At 64.3% G+C, this 18,306-nt stretch carries 15 protein-coding genes; 4 read left to right on the forward strand and 11 right to left on the reverse strand.

Annotated elements, in window-relative coordinates:
* Positions 1–2: 2 nt before the first annotated feature.
* A complete protein-coding gene (locus tag CAL28_RS25690) occupies positions 3–860 on the reverse strand; it encodes an alpha/beta fold hydrolase (protein WP_094843936.1) in 858 nt (285 codons plus the stop codon).
* A 374-nt stretch (positions 861–1,234) separates the two neighbouring features.
* Here CAL28_RS25690 and CAL28_RS25695 point away from each other — a divergent pair, with 374 nt between their 5' ends.
* Positions 1,235–1,933, forward strand: coding sequence for a CGNR zinc finger domain-containing protein (locus CAL28_RS25695; RefSeq protein WP_094843937.1), 699 nt, complete (start codon positions 1,235–1,237; stop codon positions 1,931–1,933).
* 95 nt (positions 1,934–2,028) lie between these two features.
* Here the strand turns inward: CAL28_RS25695 and CAL28_RS25700 are convergent, their stop codons facing one another.
* The 4 genes from CAL28_RS25700 to CAL28_RS25715 form a co-directional block, all read right to left on the reverse strand.
* Complete coding sequence (locus CAL28_RS25700) at positions 2,029–2,769, reverse strand: amino acid ABC transporter ATP-binding protein (protein ID WP_094843938.1); 741 nt, start codon at positions 2,767–2,769, stop codon at positions 2,029–2,031.
* A gap of 58 nt (positions 2,770–2,827) precedes the next feature.
* The gene (locus tag CAL28_RS25705; RefSeq protein ID WP_094843939.1) at positions 2,828–4,027 is read right to left on the reverse strand and encodes an amino acid ABC transporter permease; all 1,200 of its coding nucleotides are present in this window, start codon (positions 4,025–4,027) and stop codon (positions 2,828–2,830) included.
* A complete protein-coding gene (locus CAL28_RS25710) occupies positions 4,028–5,218 on the reverse strand; it encodes an amino acid ABC transporter permease (RefSeq protein ID WP_094843940.1) in 1,191 nt (396 codons plus the stop codon).
* 76 nt (positions 5,219–5,294) lie between these two features.
* On the reverse strand, positions 5,295–6,311 hold the full coding sequence (locus tag CAL28_RS25715; RefSeq protein ID WP_094843941.1) for an amino acid ABC transporter substrate-binding protein: 1,017 nt from the start codon (positions 6,309–6,311) through the stop codon (positions 5,295–5,297).
* 279 nt (positions 6,312–6,590) lie between these two features.
* On the opposite strand from CAL28_RS25715, the gene CAL28_RS25720 reads away from it, so the two are divergent.
* From CAL28_RS25720 to cheD, 3 genes are all read left to right on the forward strand, one after another.
* Entirely contained in the window at positions 6,591–7,265 is a 675-nt protein-coding gene (locus CAL28_RS25720; RefSeq protein ID WP_094844869.1) for a cell division ATP-binding protein FtsE, read from the forward strand.
* Complete coding sequence (locus tag CAL28_RS25725) at positions 7,262–8,170, forward strand: cell division protein FtsX (protein ID WP_094843942.1); 909 nt, start codon at positions 7,262–7,264, stop codon at positions 8,168–8,170. The genes CAL28_RS25720 and CAL28_RS25725 overlap by 4 nt, the downstream gene beginning before the upstream one ends.
* A gap of 197 nt (positions 8,171–8,367) precedes the next feature.
* On the forward strand, positions 8,368–9,012 hold the full coding sequence (gene cheD / locus CAL28_RS25730; RefSeq protein ID WP_094843943.1) for a chemoreceptor glutamine deamidase CheD: 645 nt from the start codon (positions 8,368–8,370) through the stop codon (positions 9,010–9,012).
* A 33-nt stretch (positions 9,013–9,045) separates the two neighbouring features.
* On the opposite strand, the gene CAL28_RS25735 is transcribed toward cheD, so the two are convergent.
* From CAL28_RS25735 to CAL28_RS25760, 6 genes are all read right to left on the reverse strand, one after another.
* Positions 9,046–9,465 carry a hypothetical protein gene (locus CAL28_RS25735; protein ID WP_094843944.1) on the reverse strand — a complete coding sequence of 140 codons (420 nt, stop codon included), beginning with the start codon at positions 9,463–9,465 and terminating at the stop codon, positions 9,046–9,048.
* Between the two features lie 237 nt (positions 9,466–9,702).
* Positions 9,703–10,818, reverse strand: a complete 1,116-nt coding sequence (locus CAL28_RS25740) for a GlcNAc-transferase family protein (RefSeq protein ID WP_176464109.1) — start codon at positions 10,816–10,818, stop codon at positions 9,703–9,705.
* A gap of 156 nt (positions 10,819–10,974) precedes the next feature.
* On the reverse strand, positions 10,975–12,075 hold the full coding sequence (locus CAL28_RS25745) for a fucose-binding lectin II (RefSeq protein WP_094843946.1): 1,101 nt from the start codon (positions 12,073–12,075) through the stop codon (positions 10,975–10,977).
* A gap of 247 nt (positions 12,076–12,322) precedes the next feature.
* Positions 12,323–13,057: a 2OG-Fe(II) oxygenase gene (locus tag CAL28_RS25750; RefSeq protein ID WP_440588414.1), complete on the reverse strand. Its 735-nt coding sequence runs from the start codon at positions 13,055–13,057 to the stop codon at positions 12,323–12,325.
* Between the two features lie 74 nt (positions 13,058–13,131).
* The gene (locus CAL28_RS25755) at positions 13,132–14,196 is read right to left on the reverse strand and encodes a fucose-binding lectin II (RefSeq protein ID WP_141218249.1); all 1,065 of its coding nucleotides are present in this window, start codon (positions 14,194–14,196) and stop codon (positions 13,132–13,134) included.
* A gap of 376 nt (positions 14,197–14,572) precedes the next feature.
* Entirely contained in the window at positions 14,573–18,211 is a 3,639-nt protein-coding gene (locus CAL28_RS25760; protein WP_094843949.1) for an indolepyruvate ferredoxin oxidoreductase family protein, read from the reverse strand.
* Positions 18,212–18,306 lie beyond the last annotated feature (95 nt).

Raw genomic sequence — 18,306 nt, forward strand, 5'->3', positions numbered from 1 at the left:
TTTCACGCGAGGGAATGCAGGAAGGCGCGGATCTCGCCGGCGATCTCGCCGGCGTGCGTTTCGAGGGCGAAGTGCCCCGTATCGAAAAACCGCACCGTGGCCGCCGGGATGTCGCGCTTGAAGGCCTCGGCGCCAGGCGGCAGGAAGAAGGGGTCGTTCCTGCCCCACACCGCCAGCAGCGGCGGCTGGTGACGGCGGAAGTACGCCTGGAATTCGGGATACAGGGCGACGTTGGTCTTGTAATCGCCAAAGATGTCCAGCTGGATTTCGTCGGCGCCCGGCCGCGCGAGGTAATGATCGTCCAGGCTATAGCCATCCGGCGATACCGCGGCCGGATCGGCGACGCCGTGCGTGTATTGCCACAGCGTGGTTTCCGGTGCCAGCAGCGCGCGCAAGGCCTGGCGATTCTGCGGCGAAGGATCGCGCCAGTACGCCTGGATCGGATTCCAGCCTTCGCTCAAGCCTTCTTCATACGCGTTGCCGTTCTGCGTGATGATGGCGCGGATGCGTTCCGGGTGGCGCAGCGCGAGGCGAAAGCCCGTCGGTGCGCCATAGTCGAATACGTACATCGCATAGCGATCGAAGCCGACCGCCTCGGTGAAGGCTTCGATCACACGCGCGAAGTTGTCGAAGGTGTAATCGAAGACCTCGCGCGACGGCATGTCGGTCTGGCCGAAGCCCGGCAGATCGGGCGCGACGATGTGGAAATCCCTCGCCAGTAAAGGAATCAGGTCGCGGAACATATGGCTGGACGTGGGGAAGCCGTGCAGCAGCAGCAGCTTGGGCGCGCCCGGCGTGCCCGCCTCGCGATAGAACACATTCAGGCCACCGGCCTGGGTGCGGCGATAAGTCGTCGTCATGGCATTTTCCTTCGGTCTATGGATTGCGGAACGGTCGTGCCGGCTTGCCGGCGAATTTGAAACCTATCTAACTATTTTTAATAAGTTACATAATCAAAATCATCCATCGGATTCCACGGGGCGTTCCCTGACGGATCCGCCAGCGGGCCCGGCACATCCAGCGCCTTCCCAGGCAACTGAAATCTGTGTGTACCAGCCGGGAAATCCGAGCAGAAAGGCGCTATGCCCACCCTTCCGGCCTGCTTCTCTGACCCAACTCAATGTAACCTATCTGCGAGCTGTTGCAAGGTTACTTGCGAGGATGATAACCTGTCAACAGCTTTTTAATGAGTTACCGCATCCGGCCGCCATCCAAGGCGGCAAAGGACACACGAATGCACGAGCACAACCACCCGCCGGCGATCTTCATCGCCGACGCGACGGCCCTGGATTTCCTGAACTCGATCGCCACGCCGGTCGATACGACAATCGACTGGATCGATAGCGGGGAAGGATTGCTTGCGTGGCTGGAACAGGCCGGCCTGGTACCGTCCGGCGAGCTCGCGGCGCTGCGCGCGCGCGCCATGCCGGGCGAACTGGACGGCGTCGCCGCCCAGGCCCGGGCCTTACGGGAATGGTTCAGGGAGTTCGTACGGCAACACATGGGCCGCCCGCTTACGCAGGACGCCCTGCAGGCGCTGCAACCGCTGAATCGTCTGCTGGAGCGCGACGAAAGCTATACGCAGGTGGTCGTTGGCAGCCTTGCGGCGGCCGGGACGGACGATGCGGACGCCGCCACCGCGGACACGCCGGCCGCTTCGCCCGCCGACGCGACCGGCGCGTTGCGGTTACAGGTCACGCGCCGCTGGCGTTCGCCGGAATCGCTGCTGTTGCCCATCGGCGAGGCGCTCGCGCGCTTCGTCGCCAGCGAGGATTTCACGTACGTGAAGCACTGCGAGGGCGCCCGTTGCACCCTGCTGTTCGCCGATCACACGCGCGGCCACCGCCGCAGATGGTGCAGCACCGCCGTGTGTGGCAATCGCGCCAAGGTCGCCGCGCATCGCCAGCGCGCCCGGCAGGCCAGCGCGCGCTAGCGTCTGGCGCGCTTGCACCGCCAGGCGCCCGACGGCGTTGGCGTGCGGCGCTGTCGCGGCCTTCGCCACCGCCACCGGCATGCGCCCCGGACGGGTCAGTGCAGGATCTGGCTAAGGAAGAGTTTCGTCCGCTCGTTTTGCGGATGATCGAAGAATTCGTCCGGCGTGTTCTGCTCGATGATCTCGCCGCGATCCATGAAGATCACGCGATCGGCGACCTTGCGGGCAAAACCCATCTCGTGGGTCACGCATAGCATGGTCACGCCGCTTTCCTCGGCCAGCTTGACCATCACGTCCAGCACTTCCTTGACCATCTCCGGGTCCAGCGCGGAAGTCGGCTCGTCGAACAGCATGATCTTCGGGTTCATGCACAGCGAACGGGCGATCGCCACACGCTGCTGCTGGCCGCCGGACAACTGGCCGGGAAACTTGTTGGCCTGCTCCGGGATGCGCACGCGCTCCAGGAACTTCAGCGCGGTGGCTTCCGCCTCGGCGCGCGGTTTCTTCAGCACCCACATGGGCCCCAGGGTCAGGTTCTCCAGGACGGTCAGGTGCGGGAACAGATTGAAATGCTGGAAGACCATGCCGACTTCGCGGCGGATGATTTCGATATGCTTGAGGTCGTTGGTGAGCTCGGTGCCGCTGACAACGATATGGCCCTGTTGATGTTCTTCCAGCCGGTTGATGCAACGGATCAGGGTCGATTTGCCCGACCCGGATGGACCGCAAATGACGATGCGTTCGCCCGGCGCGACGTCCAGGTTGATATTGCGCAGGACGTGGAACTGGCCGTACCACTTGTTCACATCCTGCATACGGATAATAGCGTCGGCCATGCGGGCGCTCCCTTGCCTCCGGCGCCGCTCCGGACTTCGATCCGGGCGGTTCGCGGTCCTATCGTTGATAACCCTGGGCCAGCCTGCGCTCCAGCGCCTGGCTGTACTTGGACATCGAGAAGCAGAAAATAAAGTAGATGAATGCGATGAACAGATAGGCCTCGACGCCGAATCCGCGCCAGGCGGCGTCGGACAGCGCAGCCTTGGCCGCCAGCGTCAGGTCGAAGATGCCGATGATGACCACCAGCGACGTATCCTTGAACAGCGAAATGAAAATGCTCACCAGCGGCGGGATCACGATGCGCAATGCCTGCGGCAGGATGATCTTGCGCATCTGCTGCCAGTAGGTCAGGCCCAGCGAAGCCGCGCCTTCGTACTGGCCCTTCGGGATCGCCTGCAGGCCGCCGCGCACGGTCTCCGCGATATAGGCCGCGGCGAACATGATGATGGCGATCTGGGCACGCAGCAGCTTGTCGATGGAAAAGCCTTCCGGCAGGAATAGCGGCAGCATGACCGAGGACATGAACAGCAGGCTGATCAGCGGCACGCCCCGTATCAGTTCGATGTACACCACGCACAGCGCCTTGATGGCGGGCAGGCGCGAGCGCCGCCCCAGCGCCAGCAACACGCCGAACGGAAACGCGAAGGCGATACCGAAAGTGGCGAGTATCAGCGTCAGCGGCAGGCCGCCCCAGCGCTCGTTTTCCACGTAGGTCAGGCCGAACACGCCGCCCCACATCAGCAGCGCCACCACCGCCAGGCTGACGACCCACCACACGCCCAGCATCGGCGTCCAGAAACGCCGGATGCCGCTACAGATAATGATCGCGATCAGGACGATGGTGGCCAGCAGCGGACGCCACTGCTCATCGTAAGGATAGGTGCCGAACAGAATCAGCCGGTGCTTTTCCCGGATGAAGGCCCAGCAGGCGCCACCGGACGCGCGGCACTCCTGCGCGGTGGTCGCCGAGAAGTTCGCCTTGACCAGCAGCCATTCCAACAGCGCCGGGACGGCCAGCAGCAGGAACCAGGCGATCAGTACCGTCAGCAGGATGTTCAGGGGCGAGGAAAACAGCCGCGATCGCAGCCAGCCTATCGGGCCGGTCTGGCTTGCCGGCGGCGGCAAGGCATCCACGGCGGGCGAGGCCGCGCCGGCCGGCCCGCCGGGGACCGGTGACGGCAATCCGTCGATCGAGGACAGCGGCAGGCTGCGCGGATCGACGTCTTCCTGGCGGGGCGGCTGGCCGGACGCGTTCATCTAGCGCTCCACCAGCGCGATGCGCTTGTTGTACCAGTTCATCAGGACGGAAATCGACAGGCTGACGGTCAGATAGGCGCCCATGATGATCAGGATGCCTTCGATGGCCTGGCCGGTCTGGTTCAAGGTGGTATTCACGACGGATACGATATCGGGGTAGCCGATCGCGACCGCCAGCGAACTATTCTTGGTCAGGTTCAGGTATTGGCTGGTCATCGGCGGGATGATGACGCGCAGCGCCTGCGGCAGGACCACCAGCCGCAGCACCAGGCCGCGGCGCAGTCCCAGCGAACCGGCGGCTTCCCATTGGCCGATGTTCACCGCCTGCACGCCCGACCGCACGACTTCGGCGACGAAAGCCGCCGTATAGCTGACCAGTCCCGCCAGCAGCGCCGCGAATTCCGGAGACAGGGTCATGCCGCCGGAGAAATTGAAACCGCGCAACACGGGGACGTCCAGCTTGAGCGACGCGCCGCTGATCAGCCATCCCAGCACCGGCAACAGGATCAGAAGCGCCAGCGCCCAGCGCGCCAGCGGGAAAATGCGGCCCGTCGCTTCGCGCCGCTTATTGCCCCAATGCGCCAGCAACAGGATGGCGACGATCGCCAGCCCCAGGCCGCCGAGCACCCAGTCCAGGGCATCGCCCTGCAGCGTCGGCAGTTTCAACCCGCGATTGGAAAGAAAGACCCCGGGCAGCGGCTGATGCGCCTGGCGCGGACCCGGCATGTTTTCGGTGATCAGCGCATACCAGAAGAACAGCTGCAGCAGCAGCGGAATATTGCGCATGACTTCGACGTAGATCGACGCCAGCTTGGCGATCAGCCAATTGCGCGACAGGCGCGCGATACCGATCAGCGTGCCGATGAGAGTCGCCAGCACGATCCCGATCACCGCCGCGCGCAAGGTGTTGATCAGCCCCACGACGATGGCCCGGCCGTAGGTATCGGCCGGCGTGTAGGAGATCGGCGTCTCGCCGATGGCAAAACCGGCCTCCCGCCCCAGGAAGCCGAAGCCGGTCGAAATATGGCGCGACGAGAGATTGTTCAGCGTATTCGATACGAGGAACCACACGAGCCAGGCCACGGCCGACACGGCGATGACCTGGTACACGATGGCGCGCACCCCCGGATCGTTCCAGGACAGCTTGCGGACAGGTGCCGCAGTCGGAGGGGATTTCGGAGCGGGGGTCATGTCACCACCATACACCATGCCACGCGGCGAAATGCGGCGCGGCGCCGACCCGCGCGCGCGCCCGACTCACGGATGATCAACGGATGGGCCAACCGTACATCAGGCCGCCCTGCTTCCATTGGGCGTTCAGGCCGCGAGGCAGCTTCATCGGGCTGTCCTGCCCGAGATTGCGTTCGAAGCTTTCACCGTAATTGCCGACCTGCTTGATGATGTTGTAGGCCCATTTGTCGTCCACGCCCAGGTTCTTGCCCATGCCCGGCGTCACGCCCAGGATGCGCTGCACATTGGGATTGGTGCTTTTCAGCATCGCCTCGACGTTATCCGACTTGACGCCGTATTCCTCGGCTTCCAGCATGGCGTTCAGGGCCCAGCGCACCACGTTGAACCACTGGACATCGTCCTGACGCACCATGGGGCCGAGCGGCTCCTTGGAGAAGTCCTCCGGCAGGATGATGTACTTGTCCGGGTTCTCCAGCGTGGTACGCGTGGAGGCAAGCTGCGACTTGTCGGTAGTGAAGGCATCGCAGCGACCGGACGAAAACGCCCGCACGATCTCATCGTATTTTTCGATGACGACCGGCTTGAAGTCGATCTTGTTGGAGCGGAACCAATCGGCCAGGTTCAGTTCGGTGGTGGTGCCGGGTTGCACGCACACCGTCGCGCCGTTCAACTCCTTGGCGCTCTTGACCCCCAGCTCCTTGGAAACCATCACGCCCTGGCTGTCGTAATAATTGACGCCGGTGCCGATCAGGCCGAGGGTCGTGTCGCGCGTCAGGGTTTCCGTCGTGTTGCGCGTCAGGACATCGATCTCGCCGGACTGCAGCGCGGTGAAGCGCTGCTGGGTATTCAACGGCGTGACCTTGAACTTGCTCGCATCGTTGAACATGGTTGCCGCGATGGCGCGGCACATATCCACATCCAGTCCCTTCCATTCCCCCTTGCTGTCGGCGGCGGAAAAGCCCGGCACGCCGGTCGAGACGCCGCACTGGACGAAACCCTTTTTCTTGACGTTGTCGAAGGTCGCGCCGGCGTGGGCCGCACCGCACAGGGCCAGCAAGGCGGCGCCCAGCGCGGCCGTTTTCCAGGTCTTCATGGTGGTCTCCATTGCGAAGTGGATCGAAGTCGGGGGCAAGGGCGCACCTTGGGGGGCTGCCCACCCTGGCAGGAGCCTCGCGCCCGCAGTGCGCGCATCGCCTTTACTGCGGCGCATGGTAGCCCCGCGTAAAAACCAGGGACATGGGGGAAATCCCTGCGGCCCTTGCCGTTTATATAAGGGACGCATCATCTCGCGCCCTGACGGCGCGCGCGAGATGCCGCGCGGGTGGCGCCGCGCCGCACACGGTACTATTGCGGCTTCATCCGCCTATCCGCCATGATCGAATTCCAGCACGTTTTCAAATCGTATGGACGCGGCCGCAACATCCTGGCCGACATCAACTTCCGCATCACCGCGGGCGAGTTCGTTTTCGTATCGGGGCCGTCGGGCGCCGGCAAATCCACCCTGCTGAAACTGATCGGCGGGCTGGAGCCGCCCAGCCGGGGTTCCATCCAGGTGAACGGACAGCGGCTGGACAAGCTGCCGCAGCGCGCGCGCCCTTACCTGCGGCGCGCGGTCGGCGTCATCCTGCAGGACACGCACCTGCTCTATGACCGCAATGCCTTCGAAAACGTCATGCTGCCGCTGGCGGTGATCGGCCAGCCCTGGGACTCGGCCGCCGCCCGCGCCCGCGCCGCCCTCGACAAAGTGGGCCTGTCCGGCAAGGAAACCCTGAACCCCATCGAACTGTCGGGCGGCGAACAGCAGCGCCTGGCCATCGCGCGCGCCATCGTCAATCGCCCCGCCATCCTGATCGCCGACGAACCGACCGCCAACCTGGACCACGAAAGCGCGCTACGCATCATGAACGTGTTTCGCGACTTCAACCGGGTCGGCGTCACGACGCTGATCGCCTCCCACGACCAGGAATTGATGGCGCATTACGCCCAGCGCGTCCTGCGCATCGAACCGGGCCGCTTCGCCGATCTGTCCAAGGAGGGGCAAGCATGAACGCATGGCTGCGGCAACATCGCTATGCCCTGGGCATCACCCTGCGGCGCATGCTGGCCCAACCGTTCTCCTCGCTGGCCAACCTGATGGTCATGTCGCTGGCGCTGGCGCTGCCCGTGCTGGGCGCGGCGATCCTGGTGTCGGTCCAGCCGGTCGCCCGCCAGCTGTCGGTCACCCCGGAACTGACCGTTTTCATGAAAGTGGGCGCTCCGGACGGAGCGGCCCAGGCGGTGGCGGACCGCATCCGCAAGGATTACAGCGACCAGGTGCGCGACGTCCGCACCGTGGGCCGGGATGCGGCCCTGGCCGCCCTGCGGCGCAATCCCAGCTGGGCCGAGGCCCTGGCCGTGCTGCCCGGCAATCCGCTGCCCGACGCGGTCGTCGCCACCCTGCGCGACGGCGACGATCTCGCGGGACGGGCGGCCCGCCTGGCGCAGGCCTGGAAAGCCCTGGACCAGGTCGACCAGGTACAGCTGGACAGCGACTGGGTCCAGCGCATGGAAGCCTTGCTGCGGTTCGGGCGCATCGGCCTGGTATTCCTGGCCGCCTGCGTGGCCGTCGTCGTCCTGGCGACGGTTTTCAACACGGTGCGGATGCAGGCGCTGACGCAACGCGAAGAGATCGCGGTGGCGCGCCTGGTGGGGGCGACCGAATCCTTCGTCCGCCGTCCCTTCCTTTACCTGGGCGCGCTCTCCGGGGCCCTGGCCTCGCTGCTGGGCATACTGATCGCGGTACTGGCGCTGACGCCTTTGAACGACGCCCTGGCGACGTTGGCGCACAGCTACGGGGCCGATTTCGCCCTACATCTGCCGGAAACCCCATGGCTGGCCGTGGCCGTGGTGGGGGCTGCCGTGCTGGCGGCGTTGTCCGCGCGCTGGTCAGTCACCCGCAGTACCCGCTTTTAGCCCGCTTAATCGACCAAATCGGGCAGCCGCTTCCGTGGAATAGTGGAACGGTGGCCGGCGTGCCCCCCTGCCGGCCCCCGCGTGGGAGACCCTTCCGTGGCGGATATCTTCACAAAGACAGAAATAAAGCTGAACTTTCAGACAAATTTAGTAATATCGGCACTCCGCCCTATCGCTCTCTAGAAACCTGCCCCGCCATGTCTGCCCGTGACGCCCGCGCGACGCGCCACTATTTTGATAGTGCCTTCAACTATCAGGCAGTCAAAGTGCTGCCCAATGAGTACTACGTCACAGGCGACGACCTGATGATCACCACCGTGCTCGGATCCTGCGTGGCCGCCTGTATCCGCGACCCGCAAACCGGCGTGGGTGGGATGAACCACTTCATGTTGCCGGAAGGCGACAGCCAGTCGCCCGCCTCGGCCACCATGCGCTATGGCGCCTTCGCCATGGAAGTATTGATCAACGAAGTCCTGAAGGCGGGCGCCGCGCGCGAGCGGCTGCAGGCCAAGGTCTTTGGCGGCGGCGCGGTGCTGGAGGCGATGCAGCAGATGAACATCGGCGAGCGCAATGGCCAGTTCGTATTGAATTACCTGGCGATGGAAAACATCCCCGTGCTGGCCAAGGACCTGGGCGATGTCTACGCGCGCCGCATCAGTTTCTTTCCCCACGATGGCCGCGTCATGGTACGCAAGATGACCACCAAGACCCGGGCCACGGAGATCATCGCGAAGCGCGAAGTCGCCGTCGTGCAGACACTGAAGGAAAAAACCGCGGCCAAGCCCCGCCTGGAGCTTTTCAACATGCCCGGCCGCACGGCGCGGCGCGCCGCCACTCCCTGAAGCGGCGGCCCCGCCGCGGCTATCCTCGGGGCCTCAGCTCGCGGCGCCGGACGGCGCCACCGTGCTCCAGTACACCGTGAGGGTGGCATCGTTGAAGCCCGATTCCGGCGGAGTGCTGCCGCCGGAAGGATAGTTCTTCTCCGCGCCGATATTCACATACTTGCCGTGGCCCATGGTCTGGGTAGGAATCCAGCTCAGCTGCATCTGCCCCATCTGGCTGTCGTACATCTGCACCTGCACGCTGCGGGTATCCCCGCTTTTGGCGCCTTGCGCAGGGCGAAGCACACTGCCCTGGATGCCCCCGGGGGCCACCTCTATCTGCTGCGTTTCCTTCCGGTCGATGATGACCTTGACGGTCCGCTTCCACTTTTCCTCGTTATGGACGGAGATGTACAGCGGCCTGTCCGCCGGCACGGTGAAATCGCATTCTTTGCCTGGGTTGCTGTTGCTCATTGCCATACCTCACGCTTTGACGGAATGCACGCGCGCTACGGTGATCAGGTTGGCGCGCGCAGGTTGACTGGAACTACACCGATGATGCCAGCCTAACGCCGAACCCCTGGGCGCGACCGCGCGGCACCCGTAACTTCGACGCACAAAACGTCACCGCGCCGGCATTGCCGATCACGTCTCGCGCGCGTGGTCCGGCGAAGGACGATCAAGCCCCGCACAAACGGCCGGGACGGCGGATCAGGCATCGGACGCGCGGCGCGGCCAGGCGCGCCAAACATCGTCGTCCTGCGTCGCATCGCCCCGGGGCGGCAAGCGTCCGTCTAGGGTGGCTTCGTGTACCAGGCGCCGCGCGAAGCATATGCCCGCGTACCGCTCGTAATCGGCAAGGCTGCGGACAGCACCCAGCCCATAGGGGCCAAAATCGATGTCCTCCGCAGGCGTTCCGTCTATGCCCAAGAGACGCCGCACGCGCAGGCGTGCGCTGTCGTTCCGCTCTGCCCAGGCGCACTCGACCTCGCCCTTGGCTTTAGCCTCTTCCGTATGGTCCTGCCAGATGGTCACACGGCCTTCGCACCCATACTGGTGCCAGGAAACCAGGCGATGCGGCGCATAGAAATCATAGCCGCGCGTGTAGGCGCGCGCCGCGATGGAGATCTCTTCGCCGTAGAAAAACAGCTTGGGATCATGCCGCACCTCCCGCGCGAACGCGCCGTCCGCGAACGCGAAGTGCGCGCTGTAGAAAGCGACGGGGATGGGACGCGCATGCTCGGATTCGGCGACGTACCTGCCGGAAAGCAGGAGGATGCCGTCGTAGTCGAACTCGCAGAACGTCAATACCGCGGGAAGCGCTACCCTGCTGTCGGGGTCATTCCGTGCGTCGAAAGCCGGCAGGTAGGTCGTCAACACGGGCTTGGGACTTTCCGTCCGCAGGGATTCCAGCATCTCGATCAATATGGCGTCCCAGCGAGGAACGAAGCGATGATGCGAATCCAGCTGCAATGTATATTCTTCGCCGCGGTAGCGTTGCTGGATCAGGTGGCGCGCCCAGCAGGCGCCTTGCGATTGCAGCTGCGGCACATCGATGAGTTCGATGATGGCGCCTGCGCGCCCCAGCCGGTGTACGGGATGTTCCCCGCCGGCGTCGATACCGGCACCGACAAATCCGCTGGCGAAGAACGCATCCAGGGTTTCCTCCCTGGCATGCTGCCAGCAGACCACGACACGTAACGTGCCGGGTTGCGCCGCTTGCTCGATCAAGTCTGCCAGGGTGGGTATCAATTGCGGATCGCGATAGCTCGCGATCTGCACGAAGACCCGCTGCGCGCTCACGTGAACGTGCCTTGCCTCAGCCATTTCGTCGCCAGCCATTTGTCGCCAGCCATTTGTCGCCCGCGATTACCGGCTGGCCGCCACGCACGTTCTTGCGTGTCCCGATGCGGGTCGGCCATATCGCGCTCGTCCTCCGCAAAGTGCAGGCCGTAGCCACAAGGCTACGGCCTGCTCAGCTACTTAGCCGGCCGAGCCGGCCGGTTGGCTTACCACCCAGGACACCGTGACCACCACGTCGTTGAAGCGGGTTTCCGGCGCGCCATTCCCACCCGACGGATAATCCTTTTCCGCGCCGATGTGGATGGATTCGCTGTCGCCGACGACCGCGGGCGGTTGCCAGCCCAACATCATCTGGCCCGACTGGCTATCCTCGATCTCGACGCAGATCATGCTCTTGCCTTTCTGGGCGGCGGTCCCCGGTCCCGAGACAAAGGTCTTAGATCCCGCGCTGTGGCCGACCGGGACGGGAATAGTGGTGGCCTTCCCGTCGATGTACACCGTTACCGTCCGGGTCCAATTTTCCTCGTTGGTGAATGCAACGGTGAAGTTCGTATGGGCCGGAATATCGAAGCAGCACTTCTTCCCGGTCGTCACCCCGGAGGAAGGAGACGGCGAGTGCGACGGTGCGGGCGAGGGAGAATGTGACGGTGCCGGCGAAGGAGAATGCGACGGCGAGGGAGAATGTGATGACGAAGCCCGTTGGACGTCGGCGATTTTCCACCAAGTGTCGCCGCCTACGCCTGCATTCAAGTGTTGCCGCGTGTAGGCCATATACATCCCGCCCTGGATAACACCGGCGGCGCTCCCTTGGATACACAGGAACTCGCCAATGGCATCTTGCGTCCCCAGAGGGACCGGCGTTCCCGCAAGACTGCTGGATAAAGCAACAAAGGCATTCGCCGTGGGGATGACCTGCGGTGTGTATCCAAGTGGGATACTCGGCCCGGACACACCGTAGATGACCCATGTCAAGCTCGAATCTTTCGTCGGGCCGGCGCCGGAATGTGCTTGTGCGTTGGATTCCCTCACGCACTGAAGCTCCTTCCCGGCAACGGATTTCGGCGCGACGCCCACGATCCTGACGGTGTCTCCCACCATCACGTTGCCTGTTTTCTTGCCGTCCCAGGATTCGAATTTCCAGGTTGCCACCGGACTTGCGGTCGTTACCGCGTTCCCCGTCCCATCGAACGCAAGATATCCGCCGGCAGGTGGCAGATTGGTAGCCGGCTGATCGCCGAGGCCTTGCAGCTGGAAAGTATCGCCATATTGAAGATCACTCATCTTGAGCTCCCGGTCCTGCCATGCAAAATTCCAAAACCGGAATCGCCTTGGCAGATGAATTTGAGTTGCCCGCAGGAAGATGCGCTTCCCCGGATGCCATTACGTTCATACGCGGAAGAAGCCGCCGCGTGACGCTTGCCGCGCCGGCTTAGCCCCTGTCGCGGCCATTGTGCGCACGATGCCGCGCGGCACCTCCGGCATTCGCATCCGCGCCGCCATCCGATCTGCACGAAGACCCGATGCGCGCTCACGTGAATGTGCCCTGCCTCAGCCATTTCGTCGCCAGCCATTTTTCGCCGGCGATTACCGGCTGGCCGCCATGCAAGGTCTTGGTGTCCCGATGCGGGTCGGCGTAGCTGAAGAACAATGCCTGCCCACGCTGTGCGCCCACGGTCACGCCGATCTCTGGAAAAGTGGTACCGCCACCGCACGTTGGCTCGTTCAGATACATCAATACACTGGCGAGACGTTGCCCGCCGCGCTGGAGTATCACCGGCGTCCCCCGGGCATCCGGCGGGAAGAAATCGAAATGAGGCCGGTATTCCGCGCCGACGCGGTAATGAAGCACCTGCATGCCTTCCCCGCGTTCCACGGGCCAGTTCACCATATGTGCGATGCGCGTCTCGATACGGCGTACGAGTTCGTTTTCGCCCGGATGGAAGAACATCCCGTCGCTGGTCCGCACGTTGGCGAGCACACTGTCGCCACCGGTTTCGTTATCGACCACGGTGGATTGCCGCAACCGGGGCCGTGCCGCCTCAATCAGGGCATCGCACTCTTCGTCGGAAAGAAAATCCGCGAACAGAACGATGCGGGGATCGCGCATGGCAAACAACACGCGGACTTCACGATCCCCCACGTGGATACGCTGGGGGGAAAGGCCTAGCGCCGGCTCCGGACAACCAGACCACGCCATGGCACCGATACCGTCCATCACATCGCCACGCACTTCGGCAGCCGCCTCAGCGTTCACCGCGTCCATTCCCCCTCCCATATCGCACTTGTCCTCCGCAAAGTGCCAGGCCGTAGCCACGAGGCTACGGCCTGCTCAGCTACTTAGCCGGCCGAGCCGGCCGGTTGGCTTACCACCCAGGACACCGTGACCACCACGTCGTTGAAGCGGGTTTCCGGCGCGCCATTGCCACCCGACGGATAATCCTTTTCCGCGCCGATGTGAACGGACTTGCTGTCGCCCGCGGTCACGGGCGGTTGCCAGCCCAACAGCATCTGCCCCGACTGGCTGTCCTCGACCTCGATGCAGACCGTGCTCTTGCCTTTATGGGCGGCGGTCCCCGCGCCTGAGACAAAGCCCTTCGACCCCGTGCTATGGCCGACCGGCACTGGGATATTGCTGGCCTTCCCGTCGATGTACACCGTTACCGTCCTGGTCCACTTTTCCTCGTTGGTGAAGGCAACAGTGAAGTCTGTATGGGCCGGAATATCGAAGCAGCACTTCTTCCCGGTCGTTAACGCGGGGGAAGGAGACGGCGAGTGCGATGGCGCGGGCGACGGGGAATGCGACGGCGCGGGCGACGGGGAATGCGACGGCGCGGCCGCTTTAATGACCTGCCACCATGTGTTCCCGCCCTGAGCGGTATCCAGCGGATAGCGCGTGTAAACCTTCATGATGACATTCACGCCGTCATAGGTCGTACCGGGCGGTACCATGCCGGTCGGGTACCACACATTGAGGAAATTGCCGGTGACCGCACCGACCCCCTCCCATCCCACTTTGTTGCACAAGACGATATAGGATTCTTCCGGGACGGTACTACCCGGCACAGAACACATGGCGACATACCATATCGTGTCGTCCTCCTTCGACGATAGATTGGCGCCGGAAGCCTGTGTGTTGACTGCTGCCCCGCACTTCAGCGCAAGCGCGGACTTGTAAGGAGGATTCGGGCCCGCACTCACAATCCTGACCGCGTCCCCGACCGACACACCGCCCTTTTTGCCGTCCGCGGATTCCAGTTTCCAGAATGCCAGTGGCGTTGCGGTCGTGATCGCCATCTCACTTCCGTCCAACGCAAGGTAGCCCCCGTTGGGTGGCGCGGCAAGCGAGACCTCATTGCCGGCACACGCCAACTGGAACGTCTCGCCGTATTGAAGATCAGCCATCTTTAACTCCCGGTTCTGTCAGGCGGATTGCAAATCGAACGCCTGGCAAGTGCTGTGAGAACATCCAGAGCAGTAAGCGCCTCTCTGGATCCTGCTTCTGTGATGACAAGACAGTAAAGCGCCGTCCATCCAGTCGCAGCCATTGTGGTCACACCACGTACGCGAAGCGAGTCCGCGACCATAATCTTTTGTGTCGGGCATTTGCGCTGTCGAGCGCAGCCCCACGTCGCGCATGCGGCACGGCGCCGCCCGTCCCGCGCACCGTGCACCGCGAGGGCACCCCGGTTCACATGCCATGCCGCGGCGGCGATGCGGGCAAACGGCAAAAAAAACGACGCGCAGGGCGCGTCGCTTGAATCGGGAATAGGGGGAACCGCTATGCGGCGCGGGCGGTGCCTCCGGCATTCGCATGCGCGCCGCCCTCCAGGCGCTGCAACAACGCCGACCGCCGCGCGCGCGCCTTATCGATCGCCGCGTCCTTGATATGGCCATAGCCGCGGATCTCTTCGGGCAGGCTGGCGAGCGCCACGGCGATATCCAGGTTGCCGCGGCCAAGACGAGGCAATAGCGCCGCGATGGTGTCGCGATACTCGGCCACCAGCGCCCGTTCCGTACGCCGCTCCTTGGTGTATCCAAAGGGATCGAGCGGCGTGCCGCGCAGGAAGCGCGCCTTGCTCAGGATGCCGAAGGCTTTCATCATCCACGGCCCGAAGGAACGTTTGACCAAATGGCCTTGGGCATCGCGGCGTGAAAAGGCCGGCGGCGCCAGATGGAAGTTCAGCTTCCAGTCGCCTTCGAATTGTTCGGCGATGCGGCGCAGGAAAACCCCATCGCTGTACAGGCGGGCCACCTCGTATTCGTCCTTGTACGCCATTAGCTTGAAGTAGTTTCGCGCGACGGCCTGGGCCAGGCGCGTGGTCCCGGTGGCGGCCAGTTCGGCCGTCGCGACCTGCTCGACGAAATCGGCATAGCGGCGCGCGTAGGTCTTGTTCTGGTAGTCGGCCAGGAAACGCTCGCGCCGGCCGACCAGCGAAGCAAGATCCGCTGGCCAGCGTCGAGCCTGGCCGCCATCGCCGCCGGCCAGGGCGGCGCCGCGGCGGATCTCGATAATTTCCGCGCCCGTGGCGCCGGCATCGTCGGCCGGGTCGCCGGCCGGCGCGATCAAGCGCTGGACCGCTGCCAGGTCCTGGGCGGCACGCCTGCCCCACGCGAAGGCCGCCTTATTGTTTTCGACCTGCTGGCCATTCAGCTCTATCGCGCGCAATAGCGTCTCGCGCGCCAGCGGAATCCAGCCCTTTTGGTAGGCATAGCCCATCATCAAGGGATTGGCGTAGATGGCGTCGCCCAGCAGACCCACGGCCAGTTCGGCGGCATCGACCGTATCCACCTGCCCCGGCATGCATGCGCCATCGATATCGCGCTGCAGGCTATCGGACGGCAGGCGCCAGTCCGGATTGGAAATGAAAGCGGCGGTGGGCGCCACATCGCTATTGAGCAGCAGCCGCGTGCGTTCCGGCCGCATGCGCGCGAGCGCGTCGCGGCTGCTGGCCACGACAAGGTCTCCGGCCAGCACCAGGTCGGCCTCGCCCATCGCCACGCGCGTGTTAAGCAGATGACCCGGCGACTGGGCCAGGATGACGTGCGAATGCACCGCGCCGCCTTTCTGCGCCAGGCCCGCCATGTCCAGCACCGAACAGCCCTTGCCCTCCAGATGCGCGGCCATGCCCAGCAACTGCCCGATGGTCACCACGCCCGTACCGCCCACGCCCGCGATGAACACGCCATACGGGCGATCGAGAGCCGGTTGCTCCGGCTCCGGCAAAGCCGCGTCGATGGCTTCCTGGGCGCCTACGCCCTTGGGCTTGCGCAGCTTGCCGCCTTCCACCGTCACGAAACTGGGGCAGAAGCCGTTCAGGCACGAGAAATCCTTGTTGCAGCTGGACTGGTTGATCGTGCGCTTGCGGCCGAATTCGGTTTCCAGGGGTTCCACCGACAGGCAATTGGACTTGTCCGAACAATCGCCGCAGCCTTCGCACACGCGTTCGTTGATGACCACACGCCGCGCCGGATCGGGATAGGCGTTGTGCTTGCGCCGCCGGCGCTTTTCCGTCGCGCAGGTCTGGTCGTAGATCAGGATGGACACGCCGGGATAGTCGCGCAGTTCGCGCTGGACGCTATCCAATTCGTTGCGGTGCAGGACCGGCACGCCCGGCGCCATGCCGCTCATGTTCTTGTACTTCTCCGGCTCGTCCGTCACCACGACGATTTTCTCGATGCCCTCGGCGGCCAGCTGGCGCGTGATCATCGGTACGCTGATCGGCCCGTCCACCGGCTGCCCCCCCGTCATGGCGACCGCATCGTTGAACAGGATCTTGTACGTGATGGGTGTCTTGGCGGCGACCGCGGCGCGGATGGCAAGCAGGCCGGAATGATAGTAGGTGCCATCGCCCAGATTGGCGAACACGTGTTTTTCATCCGTGAACGGCGCATGGCCCACCCACGGCACGCCCTCGCCGCCCATGTGGGTGAAGAGATCCGTGTTGCGGTCCATCCAGCGAACCATGTAATGGCAACCGATGCCGGCCATGCCGCGCGAACCCTCCGGCAGGCGCGTGGAGGTGTTATGCGGGCAGCCAGAACAGAACCAGGGCTTGCGCTCGGCCACCACGCGCGGCCGCGACAGGGCGCGTTCGCGCGCATCGATGAAGGCCAGGCGGGCCTCGATGCCGGCGCGCACGTCGGCGGGCAGCTCGAACTTCAACAGGCGCGTGCCGATCGCTTTCGCCACGATGGCCGGCGAAAACTCGTAGTGGGCCGGCAACAGCCAGTTGCCTTGCGGCACCGCCCATTCGCCGCCGTCCTTATCGTCGAACTTGCCGACCACGCGCGGAATCTTCTTGCCGCTGCCGATCCAGCCGAACAGTTCTTCTTTCAGCTGGTACTCCAGCACCTGGCGCTTTTCCTCGACCACCAGGATCTCGTCCAGGCCTTCGGCGAAGCGCTGCATGCCGGTGGCTTCCAGCGGCCACACCATGCCGACCTTGAACAGGCGCACGCCGATGCGGCGGCACGTCTCGTCGTCCAGCCCCAGGTCGGCCAGCGCCTGGCGCGTATCCAGGTATGCCTTGCCCGATGTCATGATGCCGAAACGGGCCGATTCCTGCGGCACATGCCAGAGTTCGCGGTTCAGGCCGTTGGCCCGGGCATAGGCAAGCGCCGCATACAGCTTGAAGTCCAGCAGGCGCGCTTCCTGTTCCAGCGGCGTATCGGGCAGCCGGATATTCAGGCCGTCCGCCGGCATCTGGAAGTCGTGCGGTAACACGATGCCCACGCGGTCCGCGTCGACTTCGACCGACGCCGAAACCTCGACGATGTCGGTAATGCACTTCATGCCCACCCAGACGCCCGCGTAGCGGCTCATGGCCCAGCCATGCAGGCCGTAATCCAGGACTTCCTGCACCGTGGAGGGGAACAGCACCGGGATCAGGCAGGCCTTGAGCAAATGATCGCTTTGGTGCGGCAGCGTGGACGACTTCGCCGGATGATCGTCGCCGGCCACCACCAGCACGCCGCCGTGGCGCGAGGTACCTGCGGCGTTGGCATGCTTGAATACATCGCCGCAACGGTCCACGCCGGGGCCCTTGCCGTACCACATGCCGAATACGCCGTCGTAGCGCGCCCCCGGATACAGGTTTACCTGCTGCGATCCCCATACGGCGGTGGCGGCAAGGTCTTCGTTCACGCCCGGCTGGAATACCACGTGGTGGGCCTTCAGGTATTTGGCCGCCTTCCACATGTTCAGGTCCACGCCCCCCAGGGGCGAGCCGCGATAGCCGGAAATAAACCCCGCCGTGTTCAGGCCGGCGCGTGCATCGCGCGTGCGCTGCATCATGGGCAGACGCACCAGGGCGTGGATGCCGCTCATCCAGGCACGGCCGGTTTCGAGGGAGTATTTGTCGTCCAGCTGGACCGAATCGAGCGCGGCGCGCTGCGCCGGCGTAAGGGGGGCATTCATGCAGTCTCCGTTTGTCTTGGATCGCTCGTGCCGGGCGGGGGATCGCCTCTTGTGAAGGCCTACCGGCCGGCATAAACAGTCAACCAGGCTTTTCC

This window comes from Bordetella genomosp. 11 (genome assembly GCF_002261215.1).
In the GTDB taxonomy this organism is placed as follows: domain Bacteria; phylum Pseudomonadota; class Gammaproteobacteria; order Burkholderiales; family Burkholderiaceae_B; genus Bordetella_C.